General features: G+C 67.1%; 19 protein-coding genes and 1 pseudogene. 4 read left to right on the forward strand and 16 right to left on the reverse strand.

The window, feature by feature from the left end:
- Position 1: 1 nt before the first annotated feature.
- Entirely contained in the window at positions 2–3,127 is a 3,126-nt protein-coding gene (locus C667_RS04745; protein ID WP_039920786.1) for an anti-phage-associated DUF499 domain-containing protein, read from the reverse strand.
- On the reverse strand, positions 3,124–3,321 hold the full coding sequence (locus C667_RS24800; RefSeq protein WP_004357778.1) for a type II toxin-antitoxin system antitoxin: 198 nt from the start codon (positions 3,319–3,321) through the stop codon (positions 3,124–3,126). The genes C667_RS04745 and C667_RS24800 overlap by 4 nt, the downstream gene beginning before the upstream one ends.
- 321 nt (positions 3,322–3,642) lie before the next feature.
- Between C667_RS24800 and C667_RS04750 the strand changes: the two genes are divergently transcribed.
- Positions 3,643–4,761: an ISAs1 family transposase gene (locus C667_RS04750; protein ID WP_004357780.1), complete on the forward strand. Its 1,119-nt coding sequence runs from the start codon at positions 3,643–3,645 to the stop codon at positions 4,759–4,761.
- Between the two features lie 308 nt (positions 4,762–5,069).
- On the opposite strand, the gene C667_RS04755 is transcribed toward C667_RS04750, so the two are convergent.
- From C667_RS04755 to glmU, 4 genes are all read right to left on the reverse strand, one after another.
- Positions 5,070–5,525: an RES family NAD+ phosphorylase gene (locus C667_RS04755; protein ID WP_004357783.1), complete on the reverse strand. Its 456-nt coding sequence runs from the start codon at positions 5,523–5,525 to the stop codon at positions 5,070–5,072.
- On the reverse strand, positions 5,525–5,953 hold the full coding sequence (locus tag C667_RS04760) for an Xre family toxin-antitoxin system antitoxin (protein WP_004357785.1): 429 nt from the start codon (positions 5,951–5,953) through the stop codon (positions 5,525–5,527). The genes C667_RS04755 and C667_RS04760 overlap by 1 nt, the downstream gene beginning before the upstream one ends.
- Positions 5,954–6,024: 71 nt before the next feature.
- Positions 6,025–7,851 carry a glutamine--fructose-6-phosphate transaminase (isomerizing) gene (gene glmS, locus C667_RS04765; protein ID WP_004357786.1) on the reverse strand — a complete coding sequence of 609 codons (1,827 nt, stop codon included), beginning with the start codon at positions 7,849–7,851 and terminating at the stop codon, positions 6,025–6,027.
- Between the two features lie 72 nt (positions 7,852–7,923).
- Positions 7,924–9,285, reverse strand: a complete 1,362-nt coding sequence (glmU, locus tag C667_RS04770) for a bifunctional UDP-N-acetylglucosamine diphosphorylase/glucosamine-1-phosphate N-acetyltransferase GlmU (protein ID WP_004357788.1) — start codon at positions 9,283–9,285, stop codon at positions 7,924–7,926.
- A 278-nt stretch (positions 9,286–9,563) separates the two neighbouring features.
- On the opposite strand from glmU, the gene C667_RS04775 reads away from it, so the two are divergent.
- The 3 genes from C667_RS04775 to ggt all read left to right on the forward strand — a co-directional run bounded on the left by C667_RS04775 (position 9,564) and on the right by ggt (position 14,603).
- Positions 9,564–10,970, forward strand: a complete 1,407-nt coding sequence (locus tag C667_RS04775; RefSeq protein WP_039920787.1) for a bifunctional enoyl-CoA hydratase/phosphate acetyltransferase — start codon at positions 9,564–9,566, stop codon at positions 10,968–10,970.
- Positions 10,967–12,163, forward strand: a complete 1,197-nt coding sequence (locus C667_RS04780; RefSeq protein ID WP_004357791.1) for an acetate/propionate family kinase — start codon at positions 10,967–10,969, stop codon at positions 12,161–12,163. The genes C667_RS04775 and C667_RS04780 overlap by 4 nt, the downstream gene beginning before the upstream one ends.
- Positions 12,164–12,860: 697 nt before the next feature.
- Positions 12,861–14,603 (forward strand): gamma-glutamyltransferase, encoded by a 1,743-nt coding sequence (gene ggt, locus C667_RS04785; protein ID WP_004357793.1) that lies wholly within the window; start codon positions 12,861–12,863, stop codon positions 14,601–14,603.
- 97 nt (positions 14,604–14,700) lie between these two features.
- On the opposite strand, the gene C667_RS04790 is transcribed toward ggt, so the two are convergent.
- From C667_RS04790 to C667_RS24805, 10 genes and pseudogenes are all read right to left on the reverse strand, one after another.
- Positions 14,701–16,638, reverse strand: coding sequence for an LTA synthase family protein (locus C667_RS04790; protein WP_004357795.1), 1,938 nt, complete (start codon positions 16,636–16,638; stop codon positions 14,701–14,703).
- Positions 16,639–16,796: 158 nt separating this feature from the next.
- On the reverse strand, positions 16,797–17,555 hold the full coding sequence (locus C667_RS04795; RefSeq protein ID WP_004357798.1) for a sulfite exporter TauE/SafE family protein: 759 nt from the start codon (positions 17,553–17,555) through the stop codon (positions 16,797–16,799).
- 25 nt (positions 17,556–17,580) lie between these two features.
- On the reverse strand, positions 17,581–18,003 hold the full coding sequence (locus C667_RS04800; RefSeq protein WP_004357800.1) for a universal stress protein: 423 nt from the start codon (positions 18,001–18,003) through the stop codon (positions 17,581–17,583).
- Between the two features lie 36 nt (positions 18,004–18,039).
- The gene (locus C667_RS04805) at positions 18,040–18,897 is read right to left on the reverse strand and encodes a shikimate dehydrogenase (protein WP_004357802.1); all 858 of its coding nucleotides are present in this window, start codon (positions 18,895–18,897) and stop codon (positions 18,040–18,042) included.
- Positions 18,898–19,041: 144 nt separating this feature from the next.
- Complete coding sequence (locus C667_RS04810) at positions 19,042–20,064, reverse strand: TRAP transporter substrate-binding protein (RefSeq protein WP_004357804.1); 1,023 nt, start codon at positions 20,062–20,064, stop codon at positions 19,042–19,044.
- 97 nt (positions 20,065–20,161) lie between these two features.
- Positions 20,162–21,442, reverse strand: coding sequence for a TRAP transporter large permease subunit (locus C667_RS04815; RefSeq protein ID WP_004357806.1), 1,281 nt, complete (start codon positions 21,440–21,442; stop codon positions 20,162–20,164).
- A 14-nt stretch (positions 21,443–21,456) separates the two neighbouring features.
- Positions 21,457–22,050, reverse strand: a complete 594-nt coding sequence (locus C667_RS04820; protein WP_039920789.1) for a TRAP transporter small permease — start codon at positions 22,048–22,050, stop codon at positions 21,457–21,459.
- A 215-nt stretch (positions 22,051–22,265) separates the two neighbouring features.
- On the reverse strand, positions 22,266–23,150 hold the full coding sequence (locus tag C667_RS04825) for a DMT family transporter (protein WP_004357810.1): 885 nt from the start codon (positions 23,148–23,150) through the stop codon (positions 22,266–22,268).
- Positions 23,147–24,046: a DMT family transporter gene (locus tag C667_RS04830; RefSeq protein ID WP_039920791.1), complete on the reverse strand. Its 900-nt coding sequence runs from the start codon at positions 24,044–24,046 to the stop codon at positions 23,147–23,149. Before C667_RS04830 ends, C667_RS04825 begins: the two co-directional genes overlap by 4 nt.
- A gap of 106 nt (positions 24,047–24,152) precedes the next feature.
- Positions 24,153–24,280, reverse strand: a pseudogene (locus tag C667_RS24805) (electron transfer flavoprotein subunit alpha/FixB family protein); the annotation flags it as partial.

A 24,280-nucleotide genomic window follows, 5' to 3' on the forward strand; every position in this document is an offset into this window, starting at 1 on the left:
CTCATTCCTCCTGATTGATGTCGCCCGGCTTGAGTTCGATTCCGGCCAGCTTGGCGAACTCTTTGAGTGCAAAGCCGGTATCGAAGGCGATTCCGTCGGCAATGGCAATGTTGAGCGGGGCGTCCGGCTCCTTGAGCACATCGCGCAGGCTGTTGACGACGCCTTCGATGATGGCGGCGGTGACTTCGCGCTCCTGGAAGCGCACGGTTACGGTGTTCTCGCCCTCACCGATTTCGACGCGCACACCCTTGAAGCGCGTACCCGGCTGATCGCGGAAACGGTTGATGATGCTGAAGACGCGGTCGGTCGTGTCGAGAGCAACACGCTTGCTTTGCAGGCGCGCGGGCTTACTGTCGACGATCTGCACCGTCTTGTCGCCGCTGGCAGGAATCTGGAAATCCGCTGTCTTGTTAGCCTCGCCCGCGCGGGCGAACACCAGCAGGCGGCAACTTGCTGAACCGATCTCAAACGGCGCGTCGTAGCGGGTGCCGTCCTTGGGGTTAGAGCCGTCCAGGGTGTAGTAGATGTCAGCGTGCGGCGTGGCGGCCAGGGTGACACGGCGCTTGTCAGCGGCTGGTTCGACCTGATGACGGATCTTGAGATCGGCGAGCCAGCGGGTGGCTGGGCCGCTTTCATAGCGCCCGGTGGGTTCCTTCACGACAAAGTAGACCGTGCCCTCGCCAGTGGCGAAGTTGTCCAGGTCTTCGACCTTGTTGTCCTTGTCTGAAACGTCGGGTTTGTTCGACCAGTAGACGACAGGGCTGTCACCCGCGTGGCGCGGGGTGAGGCTCAGCACCGTCTCGCCGGTGTCCGGCTTGACGTTGACGATGGAGACGTTGACGGTGGCTTTGTCCTTGGGGAATGGCCCCTTCTCGATGTAGCCATCCTCCCCCAAGCGCCAGCGGCCTTGTTTCAGGGCTTCGGCCTTGAGCGCATCCAAGCCGCTGGCACCCGGCATCCACGGCCAAATCGGAGAGCATTTGGCACGGGTAGCAACGTCCTTCCAGGGGGTGCGACGGCTGTCCTTGCCAGATGGCCACAGGTACTCCTCAGCCTGCGCGAAGCATTCGTCGAAGTTGTCCTTGCTTAGTTCGGCCACGAGCTTGTAGTCGGCTCGTGGGCTGGCCAGTAGTTTTTCGATCTGCGTCTCGGCGGACTGATCACCTTGGCCGAGCTTCAGCCCTTGATCAATGGTGACCCCGGCCAGCACGTCGCGCCCGTCCATCGGGTCATTGCCGGGGAAATACAGGCGGTTGTAGGCCGCCGACAACGCCTTGCCGAAGCGATCCTCGGATTCTTCGAGGCGGTCACGAGCTTCCTCGAACAAGGTGTCGCCCGACCTGAGGCGCTTGTGGATCTGCTCGATTGCGTACAGCTCGCGCAGCCGCTCTTCGACCGCGTCGGCCAGCAGACTGTCCTGGCCGCTCAGCACCAGCAGGTTGTTCTTCTCCTGCTGGTAGTCGAAGAAGTTCTGTAATTCGCTGGGCGGCACCTTGCCATCGGGCTTGATGACGATCAGCGTGCGCGGGCCGGCGAGCTTGAGCTCATCCAGCCTGGGCAGCACCTGCACGTCCTGATAAGCAATCTTGTTGGCCGGCGCGAGGATGCCTGAGAGGCGATTGATGAGCGCCTGATCGACCTTGGGTTGCGGAACTTCCTTGGCGTTGCGCTCGATCTGGCGCGACAGGTTCTCGGTTTCCTTGATGAAGAAGCGTTGCTCTTCACGGTGGAGGTACCACGCCGACTCGCGCAGGCGCTGCATGGCCTGAAGAAATTCGTCGGGCTTGCGCTGGGGTGCAGCCAGGAACTCGATCAGTTCACTTTCCGTCAGCCCGATACGTCCCCCGACAGCGCGGGACAGGCTGGATGACAGCAGCAAGGTCATGAGCTGCTGTGCGGCATCGCCCGCCAGGTCGGCGTCGATGTGCTCTGCAATGGCGTTGCCCGCGTCGGCGATATCGCGCGTCACCGCTGGCATCAGCTTGGGTGCAATACGCTCGATCTCATCCTTGACCTGCTCGTCGTTCAAGTTGAGATGCTGCGTGCCGATCAGGAAGACGTCGTCGGCTTCGCGCTCATCAACACTCTTGAGCAGGCGCGCGGTGAACTGCATCAGGCCACGAGTCTGGCGGAAGCCTTCGTTCTCTTTGAATAGCGCGACAAGGTGCTTGAAGGACGGGTGGAAGGGATACGTTTCCCGGACCTGCTCGGCGATCTGCTCGATGCTGCTGGCGACGATGTAGCCGCCATCCTCGGCCTTCTTGATCTGCTGTGCGTACTCTTCAGCGATGTCAGAAACGACACGTTCGTCTGGCAGTTCGTCGATGAGGCGCTTCTTCAGGATTTCGTAGATTTCGTTGCCCGCCAGTTGCACCGGCGTGATGGTCATCGCCTGACGGCGGGTTTCCTGCTGTAGGTTGGAAATGGCGTCGGCCAGCGCCTTGGTTTGGGCCTTGTAGCTGCCAGAGAGGTTGGCAACCACGATGGCGCAGTTGGGCAACTCCAGCGCCGCACTCATCAGGCTGGAAAGGCTGTAGACCGCCATGTTGGCCAGCGTTCCCTGACCGAACACCTGCGTGCTGGCGTTGTCGAGATAGGGCGGCAGTTCGTCGAGCAGAATCAGCGTCGGCTTGTCGCCGATGATTTCCTTCCATTGTCGCTGATCGACGGCCTTGGGGCCATTCGCCCAATAGGGTCTGATGGCTTCAGCAGCTCCAAGCTGGGTGGCGATCTCGCCCCAGATGAAGTTGTCGGGATTGTTGCGACCGTTGAACGCAGCAATGCGCGCCTGACCGAACTCGATGCGCGAGGCCAGATCCGCAGGCAGAACATCCTTGCGCAGATGCAAATGGCGGGCGAGCAAGCCCAGCGCGATCATCATGTGCGTCTTACCGCCACCCATCGCTTGGGTCAGCTCGAAGACGGCCTGGTCGGATTTGCCGGACAGTCGCAATAGACCTTCACGGAAAAGCTGATCCATGCCGTGGGTGACGAAGTTGCGCGAGAAGAACTCGCTGCCGTCGCCCGCGTCATTGATGAGGTCTGCGAGGTTCTCGATCCCCTGGCTCATCCGGTAGTCACGGATAACGGGATTAAACCGGCATGCTTGCTTGACCGTCTTGATCATGAACGCGCTCCGTTGTTGTTCTTGGTTTGCTCGGAGTGCGGAATCGCAATGCCGTGCCGCTCGCAGTGGCCTCGAATCAGAACTTCGACCATGTTCGCGATGGATCGATGCTCCTGATCCGCCGCAATGCGAAGCGCCTCTTTCAGTCCAGGGTCGATACGAAATGTGAGCGTGGCGGTCTTGACGGTGGCCATAGCCTCTCCAGAAACCACTGTAAATGTACTGCACTTTACAGTATCAACCAGCATTCCCACAATGCTGTTTGCGTTGATCATCCACAGGCCGCTTCGTTTTGCGAAGCCGCCGTTCCATCGACCGTTTCTTCCAAGGGGCGGCTGGCAAGTGGTGGCCCAGGGCCTCCGCACTCGGAATGCATTTTCCCTGATCGCATAGCCACCTGGAAATAGTCGTTCACATTCAACATCTTATGCATTCATCTTGTGAACCCTTCGAAAATCACGTCTACTCTCGTCTTTTGGGCGAAGAGCGTGAGTGCGACGCAGAGGGGTTCCCTGATGAGCTATCTGGACGAAATCGATGATCCGCGCAAGCCGAGCAACGGCACCTTGCACGATTTCCGGGAGATCCTGGTGATCCTGATCGCGGCCGTGCTCTCGGACTGCGACACGGTCGAGGACATCACGTTCTGGGCGCGCACCAAGGAGGCGTGGTTGCGCCGCTTCCTCGTGCTCAAGAACGGCATCCCGTCCGAGGAGACCTTCCTGCGGATCCTGCGCGCGCTCGATCCGAAGCAGTTCGAGAACATGTTCCGGCGCTGGGTGGGCGGCGTGGTCGGTGCGCTCAGCGACGATGCGGGCCTGGCCGGCACGATCGCGATCGATGGCAAGACCGTGCGCGGCTCGGGCACGGGCGGCGAGAGTGCGATCCACATGGTCAGCGCCTTCGCCACCGAGCTGGGCCTTGTGCTCGGCCAGGAGAAGGTCGCCGCCAAGAGCAATGAAATAACGGCGATTCCCGAGCTGCTCGAGGCGCTGTCGATCAAGGGACTGCTGGTCACGATCGACGCGATGGGCTGCCAGAAAAGCATTGCCAAACAGATCGTTGCGAAGAAGGGCGACTACCTGCTGATGGTCAAGGGTAACCAGCCCAAGTTGCTCGAAGCGATCGAGATCGCCTTCATCGACCAGCACGGCGTCGAGTCGGTCGACCGCAGCGCGCTGGTCGAGCGCGGCCATGGACGCACCGTTGGGCAGATCGCCTCGGTGCTGTCGTCCAAGGGCATCGTCGATCCGGGCGACTGGCCCAAGTGTGTGACGATTGGGCGCATCGACTCCATGCGGGTCGTCGGCGACAAGGAATCCGATCTGGAGCGGCGTTACTACATCAGCTCGCGCGCCCTCACCGCCGAGCAACTGGCTGCAGCGGTGCGAGCGCACTGGGGCGTGGAGAACCGGCTTCACTGGATCCTCGACGTCAGCTTCAGCGAGGACGCCAGCACGGTGGCCAAAGATAATGCGCCGCAGAACCTGTCGATGCTGCGCAAGATCGCGCTCAACATCATCCGCGCCGACAAGACCGACACGCGCAAGAGCAGCCTTCGGCTCAAGCGCAAGGGGGCGGCGTGGGATGACGGAGTACGGGAGCGCATGCTGGGGATCAGATCGATATGCTAGGCGAGTGCGGAGGCCCTGGGTGGTGGCCGCATGCCGCTATTGGCAGACACATCCTGATAGCTGTCATTGATCGGCGGTCGAAAGGGAGGATGGGTGTCGGGTCTGGCGGGACAACGCCATCCCAAGACTGCGCGGACCAGACCGGTCAACCTGGACGCCCGCGAGAATGGATGCCACGGATCGAACTCCGTCGTGACCTTCGTACCCTTCACCACCGTGATCAACACGAACGCCCAACCCGCGTCGCGTCACAAACATCCGCCTCGCCCCCGGACGTTCTGCGGCCGTGGTCTTGTGAGGCTAACCCCTCACCCGAACAGCCGCCGATCCCACACCACCGCCTCCGGCGCACCCACCCTCACCCTGGAAAAATCCGGGTGCGCCGGGTTCACGACCGCATTGAACTCCAGCCGCGCCACCACCGACGGCACCACCAGCACCAGGCTCCGCCTCGACGCCAGCCAGTCGTCGCCGAACTGCCGCGCCGCGCCGCTATCTTCTGCATCCCAGCCGTCGGGCAAGCTTGCCTGCTCATGCCGCTCGACCAACGCATTCTCGTCGGGCACCTCGGCGATCACGATCTGCTGCGTGCCGGGAATGCGTCCGATGCCGGCATGGGCGAGGATCTCGAGCATCGCGCAGGCGGAACTCAACGAACCATAGATGACGGGATGCCCCGGGCTGTTCCAGCGCCCGCCCAGCAGCGCGGCGCCGGTTCCGTCCCAGATCGGGTGACGCCGGTCGGCGATGCGGTAGATGCGCATCACGCGGCGATGCCGTAGAAGAGCCTCCACAGCAGGGTCTCGACCCGGCGCGCGCCGAGCTCGGTCATCGCGACCTCGAGCGGAGGCTGCCCGCCCAGCATCGCGTGCGGTGCGTGCAGGAAGGCGAGCGCGTCCTCGTCCGAGTTCCAGACGTGGCGGGCGGTGGCATAGACGCGGGCGAGGCGCTCGGTCTTTTCGGACTCGGCGGGGCTGAGGCGGTCGCGGCGGCGCTTGAAGGTGGCCTCGGGCACGACGCGGTGGAGCAGGATACGGCGCTCGTCGGCGTTGCGCCCCAGGCGCTCGACGCCGGCCTTGAGGGCGGCCTTGGGGAGGCCTTCGGCGACTTGCTCGTCGAGTTCGGCAAACGAGTGCGGCGCCGGCGCGAGCGCCATCACTGCGGCGATCTGCTCAGGGGTGACGAGTTGCACGGCGGATGCTCCGGTATCACATGACGACCTGAATATGGATCATGTGATACCGGATATCAAGTACTACGTCTTCACTCGACCGTGACCGACTTCGCGAGGTTGCGTGGCTTATCCACATCCGTCCCCTTCACCAGCGCCGCGTGGTACGACAGCAGCTGCAGCGGGATCACGTGCAGCACCGGCGACAGCATGCCGTAGTGCTCGGGCATGTGCAGGATGTGCACGCCTTCCGACTCCGGGATCTCGCTGCCCGCGTCGGCGAACACGTATAGCTCGCCGCCGCGCGCGCGGACTTCCTGCAGGTTGGACTTGAGCTTTTCGAGCAGCTCGTCGGCGGGGGACACGGCGATCACCGGCATGTCCTTGTCCACCAGGGCGAGCGGGCCGTGCTTGAGCTCGCCGGCGGCGTAGGCCTCGGCGTGGATGTAGGAGATCTCCTTGAGCTTGAGCGCGCCTTCCATGGCGATCGGCCAGTGGCTGCCGCGGCCCAGGAAGAGCGCGTGCTCCTTGCCGGCGAAGCGCTGGGCCCACTGTTCGATCTCGGGCTCGAGCTCGAGAACCTTCTGCACGGCGACCGGCAGGTGGCGCAAGGCTGCGAGGCGGCGCTCCTCGTCTTCGGCGGACAGCCGCCCGTTGATCTTGGCGAGCGCGAGCGTGAGCAGCGCGAAGGCGGCGAGCTGGGTGGTGAAGGCCTTGGTGGAGGCGACGCCGATCTCGGGGCCGGCACGGGTGATGAAGCGCAGCGCGGTCTCGCGCACGATGGCCGACTCGGGCACGTTGCAGATGGCGAGCGTGCGCTGCATGCCGAGCGACTTGGCGTGCTTGAGCGCGGCCAGGGTGTCGGCGGTCTCGCCCGACTGCGAGATGACCACGACCAGGGTGTCGGGGTCGGGCACGGATTCGCGATAGCGGTATTCGCTGGCGATCTCGACGGTGACCGGCAGCTTGGCGATGGATTCGATCCAGTAGCGCGCGACCAGGCCGGCGTGGTAGCTGGTGCCGCAGGCGAGGACGAGCACGCGGCGCACACCGTCGAAGACCTCGGCCGCGCGCGCGCCGAAGTGCTGCGGGGTGATGCCGGCGCCGCCGGCGATCAGCTCCAGGGTCTGGGCCAGCGCCTGCGGCTGCTCGAAGATCTCCTTCTGCATGTAGTGGCGGTACTTGCCCAGCTCGACCGCGTCGGCCGAGAGGCTGGAGATATGCACCTCGCGCTCGACCGGGCTGCCGTCGGAGCGGATCACGATGTAGCTGTCGCGGCGCAGCTCGGCGAGGTCGCCGTCTTCGAGGTAGACGATCTTGCGCGTGACCTGCAGCAGCGCGGCGGTGTCGGAGGCGGCGTACATGCCGTCCTCGCCGATGCCCAGCAGCAGCGGCGAGCCGCGGCGGGCGACGATGACGCGGAAGGGGTCGGCCTCGGCGACGACGCCGATGGCGTAGGCGCCGACGAGATCAACGGTGGCCTGGCGCACCGCCTCGAAGAGGTCGGTGCTGCCCTGCAGCTTGTAGTGCACCAGGTGGGCGATGGCCTCGGTGTCGGTCTCGGACTCGAAGACGTAGCCCTTGCCCTGCAGGTCGGCCTTGATCGACTCGAAGTTCTCGATGATGCCGTTATGCACCACGGCGAGGCCGCCGGAGATGTGCGGGTGGGCGTTGCGCTCGGAGGGCACGCCGTGGGTGGCCCAGCGCGTGTGGGCGATGCCGATGTGGGCGGAGAGCTGGCGCGCATCGGCCAGCGCAGCGAGCTCGGCCACGCGACCGCAGGAGCGCAGGCGGGTGAGCTCGCCGGCGAGGACGGCGAGGCCGGCGGAGTCGTAGCCGCGGTATTCGAGCTTGCGCAGGCCCTCGAGCAGGACCGGGACGACGTTGTTGGTTGCGATTGCGGTGACGATGCCACACATGGCGGGGCTTCCTTGTCGGTCTTTGGATTCGGTGCGGAGGGCGGGTCGGGCGGAACGCGCTCGCAGCGGCGCTCAGCGCGGCTGCTTGACCGGCCGCTTCCAGTGGTCGAGGCTGATCTGCTTGGTGCGCGACACGGTGAGCTGGCCGGCGGGCGCGTCCTTGGTGAGCGTGGTGCCGGCGCCCAGGGTGGCGCCGCGGCCCACGCGCACCGGCGCGACGAGCTGGGTGTCGGAGCCGATGAAGACCTCGTCCTCGATGATGGTGCGGTACTTGTTGGCGCCGTCGTAGTTGCAGGTGATGGTGCCGGCGCCGATGTTGACCTTGCTGCCGACGTCGGCGTCGCCCACGTAGGCGAGGTGGTTGGCCTTGGAGTGGTCGGCGATGACGCTGTTCTTGATCTCGACGAAGTTGCCCAGGTGCACGTCGGCGCCGAGCACGGTGCCCGGGCGGGTGCGGGCGTAGGGCCCGATCACGCAGGCCTGGCCCATGGTGGTGCTGTCGACGTGGCTGAAGGGCTCGAGCCGGGTGCCGGCGCCGATGCGGGCGTTGCGGACGACGCAATTGGCGCCGATGCGCACGCCGTCGCCGAGCTCGACCTCGCCCTCGAAGACGCAGTTGACGTCGATCTCGACGTCGCGGCCCACGCGGAGGCTGCCGCGCACGTCGATGCGCGCCGGGTCGATCAGGGTGACGCCCTCTTCCATCAGGCGGCGGGCGATGTTGCCCTGGTGGATGCGCTCGAGCTCAGCGAGCTGCATCTTGTTATTGACGCCGAGCGTCTCGGCGAAGGCGTCGGGCTGCACGGTGGTGACCTCGACGCCGTCGGCCACGGCCAGGCCGATGATGTCGGTGAGGTAGTACTCGCCCTGGGCGTTGTCGTTGCCGATGCGGCCGAGCCAGGCGCGCAGGTGGCGGACCGGGGCGACCAGGATGCCGGTGTTTACCTCGCGCACGCGGCGCTCGTCGTCGGAAGCGTCCTTCTCCTCGACGATGCGCACCACCTTGCCGGCGGCGTCGCGCAGGATGCGGCCATAGCCGGTGGGGTTGTCCATCTCGACGGTGAGCAACGCCAGGCGCGCATCGCCGGCGGCGGCGACCAGGCGGCGCAGCGTGGGCACGCCGATCAGCGGCACGTCGCCGTAGAGCACCAGCGCCACGTGCTCGTCATCCAGATGCGGCAGCGCCTGCTGCACCGCATGACCGGTGCCGAGCTGCGGCTCCTGCCGCGCCCAGGCCAGGTCGGCGGCGTCGAGGCGCTCGCGCACCACCTCGCCGCCGTGGCCGTACACGACGCAGATGCGCTGGGCGTCGAGGGTGCGCGCGGCGTCGAGCACATGGGCCAGCATCGGCTTGCCGGCGATGGGTTGGAGGACCTTGGGCAGCACCGAGCGCATGCGCTTGCCCTGGCCGGCAGCGAGAACGACGACTTGCATGGTTGATTCCGTGACGAAATGGGGAAATTCGACCGCTTCCGGGCGCGCGACCGACCGCATCCGTGCCCGCGCAGATCCGAAAACGCGCGGAGTCTAGCATGCGACCACGACGGTCGATCGTGAGCAAACGCATGGTACGGGCATGAAAGATCACCCCCGCCACGACAAAACGCGCGTCTGATTGACGCATTGCACAATTCGATCGTTTTAGCGCATGTTTCAGTCACATACAAGGTCTAGAATCGCGTGTTGCAATGCACCCAAGAACGAGAGTTGCCATGAAAGCTCCTGCCGCACAAGCGATGATCCAGAACCGCACCTTCGACGAGATCCAGGTGGGCGACTTCGCCCAGCTGGTGCGTACGCTGCGCCCCGAGGACATCCACCTCTTCGCCGCCATGTCCGGCGACGTCAACCCGACCCACGTCGATCTCGAATACGCCCGCTCCAGCCAGTTCCGCGAGGTCGTCGGCCACAGCATGTGGGGCAGCACGCTGATCTCCACCGTGCTCGGCACCGAATTCCCCGGCCCCGGCACGGTGTACGTGTCGCAGGGGCTCAACTTCTGGCGCCCGATCACGATCGGCGACACGCTCACGATCACGGTCACCTGCAAGGAAAAATTCGAGCACAACCACCACGTGATCCTCGACTGCCTGGCGGTGAACCAGGACGGCCTCAAGGTGATCGACGGCATCGCCGAGGTGATGGCGCCGACCGAAAAGATCGCGCGTCCGCGCGTCGTGCTGCCCGAGGTCACCGTGTCCGACCGCGAGCTGCGCTACCGCCACCTGCTGTCGGTATCGGCCGGCCTCACGCCGATCCCGATCGCGGTGGCCCACCCCTGCGACCGCGAGTCCCTGCTCGGCCCGGTCCAGGCTGCGCGCGCCGGCCTGGTCGAGCCGATCCTGGTCGGCCCCGAGTCGCGCATCCTCGCGGTGGCCGAAGAGCACGAGATCGACATCAAGGGCTTCCGCATCGTCGACACCGCGCACAGCCACGCCTCGGCCGAGGTCGCCGTCGCCCTGTGCCGCGACGGCGGCGCCGAGGCGCTGATGAAGGGCTCGCTGCACACCGACGAGATGATGAGCCAGGTAATCAAGCACCTGCGTACCGGCCGCCGCATCAGCCACGTCTTCCTGGCCGACGTGCCGACCTACCCGCACCCGCTGATGATCACCGACGCGGCGATCATCATCGAGCCGACGCTCGAAGATAAGGTCGACATCATCCAGAACGCGATCGAGCTCGCCCACATCCTCGGCCTGCCCGAGCCCAAGGTGGCGATCCTGTCGGCGGTCGAGACGGTGACCTCGAAGATCCGCTCGACAATCGACGCCGCCGCGCTGTGCAAGATGGCCGACCGCGGCCAGATCAAGGGCGGCCTGCTCGACGGCCCGCTCGCCTTCGACAACGCGGTGTCGCTGGTCGCCGCGAAGACCAAGGGCATCAAATCGGTCGTCGCCGGCAACGCCGACATCCTGGTGGTGCCCGACCTCGAGTCCGGCAACATGGTCGCCAAGCAGCTCGAGTACCTCGCCAACGCGCTGATGGCCGGAGTGGTGCTGGGCGCCCGCGTGCCGATCGTGCTGACCAGCCGCGCCGACACCGCCGAGACGCGCACCGCGTCGTGCGCCGTGGTGCAGTTGATGGCCCACAGGAAGCGCGAGGCCCTGAAAGCATGAAGGCCGTCCTCGTCCTCAATGCGGGCTCGTCGAGCCTGAAGTTCGCGCTCTATCCGCTCGACGCCTCCAACAGCGGGCGCGTCGCCGCCGCGCCGGCGGTGTCCGGCCAGGTCGAGGGCATCGGCGCCAGGCCCGAGGTCAGCTTCAAGACCGCCGCCGGCGAGCGCATCCAGGAGCCCGTCGTCACCGGCGGCAGCCAGGGCGAGCAGCACCGCGACGCGCTCGAGCACGTCTTCGCGCTGCTCGAGCGCCACAACCCCACGGTCGACATCGTCGCCGCCGGCCACCGCATCGTGCACGGCGGCGAGCACTACAGCGCGCCGACCCGGCTCGAGGAGTCGGTGCTGCGCACGCTCGACGCCTTCGTGCCGCTCGCCCCGCTGCACCAGCCGCACAACCTGCGCGCGGTGCGCGCGGTCGCCGGGCTGATGCCGCGGGTCCCGCAGGTGGGCTGCTTCGACACCGCCTTCCACCGCACCCAGCCGGCGGTCGCGCAGGCCTTCGCGCTGCCGCGCAGGCTGTCGGGCGAGGGCATCAAGCGCTACGGCTTCCACGGCCTGTCCTACGATTACGTGGCGCGCCAGCTGCCGGAGATCATCGGCGAGCGCGCCAAGGGCGCGGTGGTGATCGCCCACCTGGGCAACGGCGCGTCGATGTGCGCGCTGCGCGACGGTCGCAGTGTCGCGTCGACGATGGGCTTCACCGCGGTCGAGGGCCTGATGATGGGCACCCGCACCGGCAGCCTCGACCCCGGCGTGATGCTCTACCTGATGGAGCAGAAGGGCATGGACGCGAAGGCGCTCACCAGCCTGCTCTACAAGGAGTCGGGCCTGCTCGGCGTGTCGGGCATCAGCCAGGACATGCGCACCCTGCTCGCCTCCGACGCTCCCGAGGCCGGGGAGGCGGTCGACCTGTTCTGCTACCGCATCGCCCGCGAGCTCGGCTCGCTGGCCGCGGCCGCAGGCGGGCTGGACGCGCTGGTGTTCACCGGCGGCATCGGCGAGCACGCCGCGCCGGTGCGCGAGAAGGTGACCGCGATGGCGGCGTGGATGGGCATCGAGATCGACCCCGCCGCCAATACCGACCATGCCCGCCGCATCGACACCGCGGCGAGCCGCGTCGCGGTCGCCGTGGTGCCGACCAACGAAGAGCGCATGATCGCGCGTTACACGGCCGAGACGCTGGGCCTGTAAGCCGTCTTCGCGCCTGCCGGCGCTCCTACATGAACCATCGCGCTTCCCGCACGCCTGTAGGAGCTGCGGCAGCTGCGAACCAGGCGCGCGGAAACGACCGCGGCGGGCGTGGAGCCGCCGCCTTCTGTAGGAGCTGCGGCAGCTGCGAACCAGGCGCTTCTTTAAGAGCTGCGGCCGCTGCGAACCAGGCGCGCGGAGACGACCGCGGCGGGCGTGGAACCGCCGTCTTCGCGCCTGCCGGCGCTCCTACATGAACCATCGCGCTTCCCGCACTTCTGTAGGAGCTGCGGCAGCTGCGAACCAGGCGCGCGGAAACAACCGCGGCGGGCGTGGAAACGCTGCCTTCGCGCCTACCGGCGCTCCTACATGAACCATCGCGCTTCCCGGACTTCTGTAGGAGCTGCGGCAGCTGCGAACCGGGCGCGCGGAAACGACCGCGGCGGGCGTGGAGCCGCCGTCTTCGCGCCTGCCGGCGCTCCTACATGAACCATCGCGCTTCCCGCACTTCTGTAGGAGCTGCGGCCGCTGCGAACCAGGCGCGCGGAGACGACCGCGGCGGGCGTGGAACCGCCGTCTTCGCGCCTGCCGGCGCTCCTACATGAACCATCGCGCTTCCCGGACCTCCTGTAGGAGCTGCGGCAGCCGCGAACCGGGCGCCCTGTGCTACCGTCATGACCCCACCCCGACGGAGCGCATCATGAGAACGACACGCACCCTCCTCGCCACCGCGGTCATGATGGCCGCCTTCGGCGCCCTGGCGAAGCAGCCGGTCGACAGCGGTCACGGCGGCGCGGTCGCCACCATCTCGCACGAGGCCAGCCTGGCCGCGATGCAGATCCTCGATGCCGGCGGCAACGCCATCGACGCCGCGGTGGCCGCGGCGGCCACGCTCGGCGTCACCGACCCGTTCAGCTGCGGCATCGGCGGCGGTGGCTTCATGCTCATCTGGTCCGCCAAGGACAAGCGCGTGATCGCCATCGACCACCGCGAGGTCGCCCCGGCGAGCTTCCACCCCGGCGTCTTCCTCGACGCCGAAGGCAAGGAGATGGACTGGAAGGCCACCGTGCCCAACGGCATCTCGGTCGGCGTGCCGGGCACGGTGCGCGGCTGGCACGAGGCGCTGACGCGCTACGGCACGATGGGCCTGGACAAGGTTCTCGCCCCCGCCATCCGCGTGGCCGAGCAGGGCTTCGCGGTCGGACCCAACTTCCACCGCATCAACAAGGTCAACGAGGCCAAGTTCGCGCGCTTCTCCACCGCCTCCGCGCTCTACCTGCAGGACGGCAAGGCGTTGCCGGTGGGCACGCACTTCCGCAACCCCGAGCTCGCGCAGACCTACCGCGACCTCGCGCGCGGCGGGGTCAAGGCCTTCTACGAGGGGCCGATCGCTGCGAGCATGGTGGCGGCCGTGAACCACCCGCCGGTCAATGCGGGCGTCAGCGTGATCGCCGGCGACCTCACCATGGCCGACCTCAAGGACTACGAGGCGCGCATCCGCCCGCCGGTGCGCTCGACCTACCGCGGCTACGAGGTCTACGGCATGCCCGCGCCCTCGAGCGGCGGCATCGCGATCGCGCAGGCGCTCAACCTGCTGGAGACCTTCGACCTCGCCGGCAAGCCGCGCGCCGAGATCGAGCACCTCTACCTCGAGGCCGCGCGCCTGGCCTTCGCCGACCGCAACGCCTACGTCGCCGACGAGGAGTTCGTCGACGTCCCCAAGGACGGCCTGCTGTCCAAGGACTACGCCCGCGAGCGCGCGCAACGGATCGGCGCCAGCGCGGCGCCCGGCAAGGTCGCGGCGGGCGACCCCTACCCCTTCGAGAACGACCGCTCGGTGCCGCTGCGCCCGCAGCCCAGGCCGCTCGCGCAGGAGTCGATGCACACCACCCACCTCGCGGTGTCCGACCGCGAGGGCAACGTGGTCGCCTACACCTTCACCATCGAGGACTGGGGAGGCAGCGGCATCGTGGTGCCGGGGCGCGGCTTCCTGCTCAACAACGAGCTCACCGACTTCGACTTCAGCGGCCCGCACCCCAACCTCCCCGAGGCCTTCAAGCGCCCGCGCTCGAGCATGAGCCCGACGATCGTGGTGAAGGACGGCGCGCCTGCGTTCACCATCGGCTCGCCGGGCGGCTCGACCATCATCACCACCGCGCTGCAGACCATCGTCAATCACATCGACCTGGGCATGAGCCTGGCCGACGCGCTCGCCGCGCCGCGCATGAGCCAGCGCAACGGCGACACCACCCTGGTCGAGACCTTGCTGGACTTCCCCGGCAGCGAGCAGGCCAGGGCGCTGGAGGCGAAGGGCCACAAGTGGCGCGAGACCGACCAGATCGGCGCCGCCAACGGCATCCGCTTCAACGCCGACGGCACGGTGACCGCGGTCAGCGAACCGCTGCGCCACGGCGGCGGCAGCGCGATCGTGCAGAAGCAGTAAGCGGCGACCCGGCGCCGCCTCGGTAGAGACACGCGGGAGCGGGCTTGCCCGCTCCCGCGCGCCTGCCTCCGCAAGCCACGCCCTCCGGGCGCACCAATCAGACGTCGTTCTCGCTTGCAGGCAGGGTCTCCTCGGAGACCGCGCTGGCTTCGATGTCGAGCACTTCCAGCTCCACGGTCTGCAGGCCGCGCAGGCGGTCGGGCGCGCCGAGGGCGTGCTGGGCGCCGCTGAAGAGGTCGCGCTTGAGCAGCGCGACCGCCTCGACCCAGGCGGCCGAGGCCTCGCAGCCGGGCAAGGGTTCGCCGCCGCGGCATACCGTCAGGCCGCCGTCGTCCAGCGTGAAATGCACGCCCGGCAGCGGGCGCACGCGCAGCGCGTCGTCGGCGCGCGCGGCGAAGCGCAGCATGCTGTCGCGCTCGTCGCCGAGCAGGTCGAGGATCAGCGCGGGCAGCGCGTAGATCGGCAGGTCGCCGGTCTTCACCGCGCCGCGCCGGCCGTCGATGACCACCAGCGGCGTGGCGACGAGGGTGCGGAACATCTCGTCGTCGAACTCGCTGCGATCGGCGGCGAGCAGGCCGGACTCGACGTAGCCGCCGTGGTTCCAGCCCAGCGAGGGCAGGTGGTCGCCGAACAGCACGATGATCGCGTCCGGGTCGCGCCTGCGCAGCTCCTTCAGGAAGGCCATCAGCTCGCGCGACTTGTAATGCACCGTATTGGCGTAGGCCTGCACCAGCGCATTGTCCGACTTCGCCTCGATCACCGGCGGGCGCAGCGAGTTGAGCGGGTAGTCGAGGTGGCCGAAGTAGGTCAGCACGTAATTGAACACCGGCTGCGCACCCTGCAGCGCCGGACCGACGCGCTCGAGCACCTGGCGGTAGAGCGAGGCGTCGCCGAGGAACTCGCCGTTCATGTCGTCGAGCACGAAGTCGCGATCCGACCAGTAGTGGTCGAAACCGACGCGGCGATAGGCGTTGATGCGGTTCCAGAAGGGCGCGGCGTTGGGATGCGAGGCGAAGCTGCGATAGCCGGCCTCGCCGAGGTGGCGCGGCAGGCAGGGCACGTCGCGGCGCAGGCGCCCCTCGAAGAAGACCGCGTCGGTCTTCACCGGAAAGCCGCACAAGGCCTCGAACTCGGCGTTGGCGGTGTAGCCGCCGAACACCGGCGACAGCGCGCGCGCGTGGCCCGCCGCCTTCCACAGCTTGCGGAAGGCGGGGTCGAGCGGGTCCTCCGACAGGCCGGCGGCCTTCAGCACCGCAGGATCCCAGAAGGACTCGAGCACGATCATGTGCACGTTGCGCCCGCCACGACCGGCCTCGCCCCCGGCGATCTCGAGGAAGGGGCTGGGCTGGGTGGCGCCGAGCAGGGTCAGCGCCTGATCCACCTCGTCCTCCAGCGGCGCCTGCGTACGACGGGCGAGGTTGCGCGCGCTCTCCTGCACCAGGTGGATGGGCAGGCCGCGCATCTCGTAGTTGCCGCGCTGGTTCCACACCCAGTCGCCGAAGCGCGCGTCCAGCCAGCGGCTCGCCGGCTCGGGGCGCTGCGCCAGCGTCGCAACCGCGAGCACCACCACGGCGAGCGCGGCCCACGCGCGCGGGCTGCGCCAGGCGAACATCCAAGCGAGCGCGCCGAGCGGCAGCGCCAGCATCGCCACGCTGCCCCACAGCTGCCAGCCTTCGAGCAACAGGAAGAGATTCCTCGCCGCGACGAAGTCGTCCGGCATCACCGGCCCGCCGAGGATGGCCAGCTTGAGCGCGTTGGCCAGCGTGAAGGCCGAGAACAGCACGCCCACCGCCACCGCGAAGCGCACCACGCTGCGCGCCATCGCGAACAGCACCACGCCGATCAGCACATGGGAGAGCAGGTCGCGCACCCATGCCTCGCGCCCCGGCGCCACGCCGATGAAATGGGCGATGGCCGACTGCGCGAGGACATACCAGGCGACGACCAGGCCGAGCGCCCACGCCCACTCCACCGCACCCGAGCGTCGGGAACCGGTAAGGGCGGGTGCGGCGGGAGGGTTCGTCAGCAGGTCCATGGCGACTCTCCGGGGCGGGATGAAGAGGCGGCATCATAATGCCGCAACAATTGCGTGGACCGGATTCGTGACGCTTGGTGCCGCAATGCAACACGGAAAATTGCGAGCAATTCTTGCAACAGGACAGACGCGCCCCTCGCGGAGGGAACGGACCGTCTTCAGCCCGCCAGCCCGTCCCACAGCAGCTTGCCCCCGGACAGCGCGAGCGCCCAGGTGGCGAACAGGAAGAAGGGGCGCTCGGGGATGCGGCGCAGCAGGTGCAGGCCCAGCCAGACGCCCACCGGCACCAGCGGCAGCAGCATCGCCGACATCAGCAGGGTGTCGCGGCTGAACAGGCCGATACCGAGGTAGAAGGGCAGCTTGGCGAGGTTGATCGCGGTGAAGAAGAACACCGAGGTGGCGACGAAGCGCTCCTTGGGCAGGCCGCGGGACAGCAGGTAGGCCATGATCGGCGGGCCGCCCGCGTGCGCGAGCGTGCTGGTGAAGCCGGCGCCTGCCCCGCACAGCCAGGCGAAGGGCAGCGCACGCGGGCGCTCGCCAGGCGCTGCGGCCTCGGCGCGCCGGCGCAGCAGGCGGTCGGCGACGAAGGCGAGCGCGATCAGCCCGAGCACGAGCTTGACCATGCGGTCGGAGAGCACGCCGAAGAGCAGCGTCCCCACGCCGATGCCCAGCAGCGCGGCCGGGACGAGGTGGCGCAGGTCGCCCCGGTCGGCCTTGCCGCGCCACACCCGGATGCCGACCATGTCCATGACGATGAGGATCGGCAGCACCACCGCGACCGCGTCGCGCGGCGGGATCCACATCGACATGAAGGGCACCGCCAGCCCGCCGAGCGCCCCGCCCAGCCCGGCCTTGGAGATGCCGGTGAGCAGGATGGCGATGGCGGTGACGAACCAGCCGAGGGCGTCCATCTGCATCGTGCGCCGTCCGCCCTCGCCTCGCTCAGCGGATGATCAGCACCGGGATGCGGCAGCCGGTGATCACCGAGGCAGCCTCGTTGCCGAGGAACAGCCCGGCCAGTAAGGAGCGGCCGTGCGAGCCCATGCAGATGAGGTCGCAGCCGCGCGCCTTGGCCGCGGCGATGATCTCCTCGTGCGGCGAATCACCGACGACGTAGAAGGTCTCGACCGCCACGCCGGCCTCGCGCGCGATCGCGGCGACGCCCTTGAGGTACTCCTCGGCGGCATCCTCGAGCACGTGCTTGCCAAGCATCGCCGTGCCCGCGCCGCGCGGCGCGTGGCTGGCGATGACGACGGAGACGGCGGTGACGCGCGCGCCGATGGCCTTGGCCAGTTCGACGCCTTCACGGAAGGACTTGGTCGACAGGTCCGAGCCGTCCACCGGCACCAGGATGTGCTTGTACATGTTGTTCCCCTGTACGGTCGCAGCGGCGACCACGACTTACATCGACGCGAAGTGGCGCAGCATGCGCTCGGAATCCGGCTCGAGGCCGGTGAAGTGGCGGAAGGCATCCACCGCCTGGAACACCGCCATGCCGCCCCCGTCGAGCGTGCGGCAGCCCTTCTGCCGAGCCACGCGCAACAGCTCGGTCTCGAGCGGGAAGTAGACGATCTCCGAGATCCAGTGGCGGCCCTCGATCAGTTCGGCGGGCAGGGGCAGCCCGGGGAGCTTCTCCATCCCGGTGGGCGTGCAGTGGATGAGGCCGTCGGCCTGCTTCATCGCCGCGGCGAGGTCCTCGCAGGCCAGCGCCCGACCGGCACCGAAGCGTTCGCAAAGGCTGGCGGCGAGTTCGACCGCGCGCGCCGGCTCGGCGTCGCGGATGTGCAGGGTGCCGACCTTCTGCGACAGCGCCGCATGCGCCACCGCCGCGCCCGCACCCCCGGCGCCGAGCTGTACCACGTGCTTGCGTGCGACGTCGGGCAGGCCGCGGCGGAAGGCCTCGCCCCAGCCGCTGCAGTCGGTGTTGTAGCCGATCCGCTTGCCGTCGCGCAGCACCACCGTGTTGACCGCGTTGAGCGCGCGCGCGTCGTCGGAGAGTTCGTCGAGCAGCGGGATGATCTGCTGCTTGAAGGGATAGGTGATGTTGAGTCCGTTGAAGCCCATGCGCTCGGCAGCGGTGAGCAGCTCGGGCAGCGCCTCGACGCCAAGGCCGAGCGCCGCGATGTCGATCAGGCGATAGACGTAGCGCCGGCCCTGCTCTTCGCCTTCGCGCTCGTGCATCGCGGGTGTGCGCGAGGCCTGGATGCCCGAGCCGATCAGGCCGCAGAGAATCGAACGCTGGATGTTCTGTCCACTCATGTGTTTCGCTCCTGTCGCCGCGTGCGGGAAACTCCGGCGCTGCGGTCGCAAAAGGTCCAAGATCCGCCGCCCCGGCACCACCGGGCGCTGCGAGCCGGATGAAGGCGGGCCTGCCGGTGTCCGACAGGCCCGCCACGGTGGCGCTTACTTCGCGGCGCGCACCTTGTCGATTTCGGCATAGACGCGGCCGACGAACTCCGGGCCGACCTGCTGGGTGTACTTCTCGATCACCGGCTTCACGCGCTCGCGCATCTTGGCGAACTCTTCCGGTGCCAGCTCGGTGACCTCGAGCTTGGTCTTGAGCACCTCGAGCGCCTCCTTCTCCTTGCGCTGCGAGACCTCGCGCTCGTACACCGCGGCCTCCTGCGCGGCCTCGCGCAGGACCTTCTGCTCGTCCGGGCTCAGGCTGTCGTAGGCACGCTTGCCGATGATGACGATCTGCGGGTTGTACTGGTGACGGGTCAGCGTCATGTACTTCTGCACCTCGTCGAACTTCATCACCACGGTAGTGATCAGCGGGTTGGTCGCGCCGTCCACCGCGCGCTGCTCGAGCGCGTTGTACACCTCGGGGAAAGGCAGCGGCGTCGCGTTGGCGCCGAGGGCGTTCATCAGGTCGACATAGACCGGCGTCTGGATGACGCGGATCTTCAGGCCGGCAAGGTCCTCCAGCTTCTTGACCGGACGCTTGCTGTTGGAGGTGTGGCGGAAGCCGAGCTCCGGATAGGACAGGCCGACCAGGCCCTTGGCGGGCAGCAGGTCCATGAGTTCCTTACCGATCGGGCCGTCCATGACCGCATAGGCTTCCTTCGCGCTCTCGAACAGGAAGGGGAAGTCGAGGACGGCGAACTCCTTCGACAGGCCGTTGAGCAGGCTGGCGTTCATCTGCGACATGTCGATCGTGCCGCCCTGCATCGCCGAGATGACGGCGAGGTCGCCGCCGAGGACGCCGCCGCCGAAGATCTTGGCGGTGAGCTTGCCGCCGCTCTTCTGCTTGAGCAGCTCGGCGAACTTCTCCAGGCCGTCGTACTGCGCGGTGCCCGGATTGGTCTGCATGGCGATCCGCAGTTCGCGGGCCTGCGCTTCGGTGGCGAACAAGGCCGAGGCGCTCATCAGGGCGACGGCACCGAACATGCCAGCCACCAGGTTCTTCAGATGCATCTTCATCATTTCTTGTCTCCTGCGTTGTTTCCGAATGCTCCCGTTGTCGAGCGCGGGAGCGTCGCTCTATCGATAGCCGGCGAGGCATCTCCCCGCCTTTTGGGAGTCAGCCGTTCAGCCAGCGCGCCGGCACGAGGATCAGATCGGGGAAGGCCACGAACAGGAACAGCAGGGTCAGCTGCGCGAGCAGGAAGGGCCAGATCCCCCTGATCAAATCGACGATCGAGACCTTGCCGACCCCGGACACCACGTTCAGCACCGTGCCCACCGGCGGTGTGATCAAGCCAATCGAGCAGTTGATGATGAACAGAACGCCGAAATACACCGGGTCGATACCCGCCTGCTTGACCACCGGCATCAGCACCGGAGCAAGGATCAGGATGGTCGGGGTCATGTCCATCATGCAGCCCACCGCGACGATGATCAGCATGATCACCACCAGCAACAGGGTCGGGTTGTCCATGAAGGGCTGGAGCAGGTCGATCAGCTGCGAGGGCAAGTCGGCGATCGTGATCAGCCAGGCGGTGACCATCGCCGCGGCGACCAGGAACATCACCACCGCGGTGGTCGTGGCGGCCTGAATAAAGACCGGCAGGATGTCCTTCAGCTTCAATTCCTTGTAGACGAAGACCGCGACGAACAGCGAATACACCGCCGCCACCACCGCCGCCTCGGTCGGGGTGAACACGCCCATCTTGAGACCCACGATGATGATCACCGGAAGCATCAGCGCCCAGCTGCCGTCGAGGATTGCGTGCAGGCGCTCCTTGCTGCTGGAGCGCGGCAGGGTCTCGGTGTTCTCCTTGCGACTGACCAGGGTCCACACGATGACGAGCGCCAGACCCATCATCGCGCCCGGAGCGATGCCGGCGAGGAAGAGCTTGGAGATCGACACGCCGCTGGCGACACCGAAGACGACGAAGCCGATCGAGGGCGGGATCACCGGGGCGATGATGCCGCCCGAGGCGATCAGGCCGCAGGAGCGTGCGCGGTCGTGTCCGGCACGCACCATCATCGGCACCAGCAGCGCGGCGAGCGCGGCGGAGTCCGCCACCGCCGAGCCCGACAGCGAGGCCAGCAGCACCGAGGCGAAGATCGCGACATAGCCCAGCCCGCCCTTGACGTGGCCGACGAAGGTGAGCGCGACATTGACGATGCGCTTGGACAGGCCGCCGGCGTTCATCACCTCGCCGGCAAGAAGGAAGAAGGGGACGGCGAGCAGCGGGAAGCTGTCGGCACCGTTGATCAGGTTCTGCGCGATGATCTGGGCGTCGAAGAAGTCCAGGTGGATCATCAGCGCCACCGCGGTGATCAGCAGCGCGAAGGCGATGGGAATGCCCAACGCCATCGAGCCGATCAGGGCACCCAGGAAAATGGCTACGGTCATGGTCGTCTCCTCGCTCAGCGCTTCGCTGCGCCGGCGGCGCCGGATTCGGATTCGGAAGGATCGGCATGGGGCTGGTCGTCCGAGCCCTTGACCGCGATCAGCTCATGCTCGCCGACCCGGCCGCTCACCGTGCGGAACAGGTCGTAGAGCAGCAGCGGGATCGCGGTGCCGGCGAAGACGAGGCCGACGCCGTAGAAGTAGCCCATCGACCAGCCGGAGGACGGGGCCTGCACGCTCATGTTGATCATGGTCTGCGCCCAGCTGCCCTTGAGCAGCAGCCAGCACACGTAGATCATCAGGGCCTGGCTGATCGCCAGGCAGACGCGCTTGCCGAAGGGACCGAAGCGGGAGACCAGCGCATCGACGCCGATGTGCCCGTGCTCGCGCAGCGCGATCAGCGCGCCGAGGAAGGTCATCCAGACGAAGAACCAGCGCGACACTTCCTCGGACACGGTAATCGAACTGTTGAAGCCGTAGCGCAGGGCCACGTTGCCGAACACCAGCACCACCATCAGCATCAGCAGGATGGCGATGGCCACCTTTAGGAAACGAAAATACGCGTCCACCAACCTGCCAAGAGCAGACGCGGAAGCATTGGGCGAACTCATCAAATTCTCCTCCAGTGGGATCGGATGACCGAATCGTCGAACTGCATGACGTCTCCTCGTTTGGGTGGCTGACCCGACGGGCGGGTTGGGGCTGGGTAATCCGGCCGAAGGCAGTCTTGCGAGACCCTGCTGCCTTATCTTATGGGCGAATTGTAGAACTGCATTTTGTTCTACGCAACTTTTATTTAGAACCCTGTTCTGCTGATTTGCTGCACTTATCCCTTTCGCCGCGAGGACAGCAGATGGTAGAGGCTGACCAGCAGGCCGCCCCCGGCGATGACCGCGATCCCCACCCAGGTGAGCATGTCCGGGAAGGCACCGAAAACCGCCAGCCCGAGCAGCGCCGCCCAGATCAGCTGGGTGTAGCCGTAAGGCCCGAGCGCTGCCGCGGGCGAGCACTCCAGCGCCTTGATGATCATGTAGTGGGCGAGCGTGGCGACCAGGCCCGCCAGCACCAGCATCAGCGCCGTCCATGCGTCGGGCCACACCCAAACGGCAGGCATCAGCGGTGCGAGCACGACGACGCCGACCAGGCCAGCGTAGAGGTTCGTGGTCACCGGATGCTCCCCGCCACGGAAGAAGCGGGTCACCATCTGGTATGCGGCATTGCAGATCGCCGTGCCGACCGGGAACAGCACCGCCCAGGTCAGCAGGCCGCCGCCGGGGCGCACGATGATGAGCATGCCGACGAAGCCTAGCAGCACGCCGGCCACGTCCATCCGCCCCACCCTTTCGCCCAGCACCGGCACCGAGAGCACGGTGATGATCAGCGGCGCGAGGAACAGCACCGCAGTGGTCTCCGCCAGCGGCAGGCGCGAGAGTCCGTTGATCACCAGCAGGCTGGCCCCCAGCAACAGGCCACCGCGCAGCAACTGCAGGCGCAGATTGGCGGTGCGCAGGATGCGCGCGCCCATACGCGGTGCGAACAGCAGCAGCATGGCCGCCGTCTGCACCGCGTAGCGCACCCAGATGACCTCGGTGAGCGGCAGTCGGGTCGATAGATATTTGATCAAGGTATCCAGCGTCGCGAAACCGAGGCAGGCGAGACACATGAATACCGGGCCCAGAACCCGGCTGCGATGCAGGTTGTCGGTACTCATTCGCGGACGGATTCCTCGCGCTTGCGGCGTTCCAGATAGGCCACCCCCAGTCCGGAGGCGGCGATGATGCCCATGCCGGCAGAGCTCGCACCATCCGGAAGATCGCCGAACGCGATCCAGCCGAACAGGGTGGCCCACGCGAGTTGGGCATAGGAGAAGGGACTCAGCGTGGTCGCCGGCGCGGCACGGAAGGCCATGATCAGCAACAGGTGCGAGACGGCCGCGATCAGACCGAGCGAGCCGATCTGCAGGGCGTCGAGCAGGCCGAGCGAAACCGGCAGTCCATGCCACGGCAGCACGATCGACATGGCCACCGTCCCCACCAGCGCGGTATAGAGAAGCTGGGTGGCGGAATGGTCGCCGGCGCTCAGCTTGCGGGTGAGCACCTGATACACCGAGTAGCAGCTGGCAGCCGCAAGCACCAACAGGGCACCGGACCCCATCAGCGCGCCGGACGGGCGCACGATCAGCAGCACGCCACAGAAGCCCACCCCGATCGCCAGCCACTGCAGGGGCAGCATGCGTTCGCCGAGGAACTTCACCGCCAGGACGGTGACGAGCAGGGGCGTGACGAAGATCAGCGCGGTCACCTCGGCCACCGGCAGCTGCCGGAAGGACAGCACCACCAGCGCGGTGGTCATCACCAGCATCAGCCCGCGCAGCACCTGCAGGCCGGGGCGATGCGAGCGGAACAGGCCGAGCCCGTGGCGCGGCATGAACACCAGCAGGGTAATCAGGAAGTGCACCGCGTAACGCCCCCAGACGATCACCGGCACCGGATGGCTCGCCGTCAACCCCTTCGACAAGGTGTCGAGCAGGGCGAACAGCGCCAGTGCCCCCATCATGAGCAGAATGCCGCGAAGCGGACTCGAACGGGGCGCTTGCGTCATCGCCATTAAATCCCTTGTGCGAAGCGGGCAACACGGGCGCTCGAACGGCAAACGGCGCACTCCCGAATCACGCGATTCGGTTGTGCGCCGGCTCGATCGCCAGGCTGCAGCCTCAGACGGCCGCGGTGAATTCCGGCACCACCTGGAACAGATCGCCCACCAGGCCGTAATCTGCGATCTGGAAGATCGGCGCTTCGGGATCCTTGTTGATCGCCACGATCACCTTGGAGTCCTTCATGC

This window comes from Thauera phenylacetica B4P (assembly GCF_000310225.1).
Classification (GTDB): Bacteria; Pseudomonadota; Gammaproteobacteria; order Burkholderiales; family Rhodocyclaceae; genus Thauera; species Thauera phenylacetica.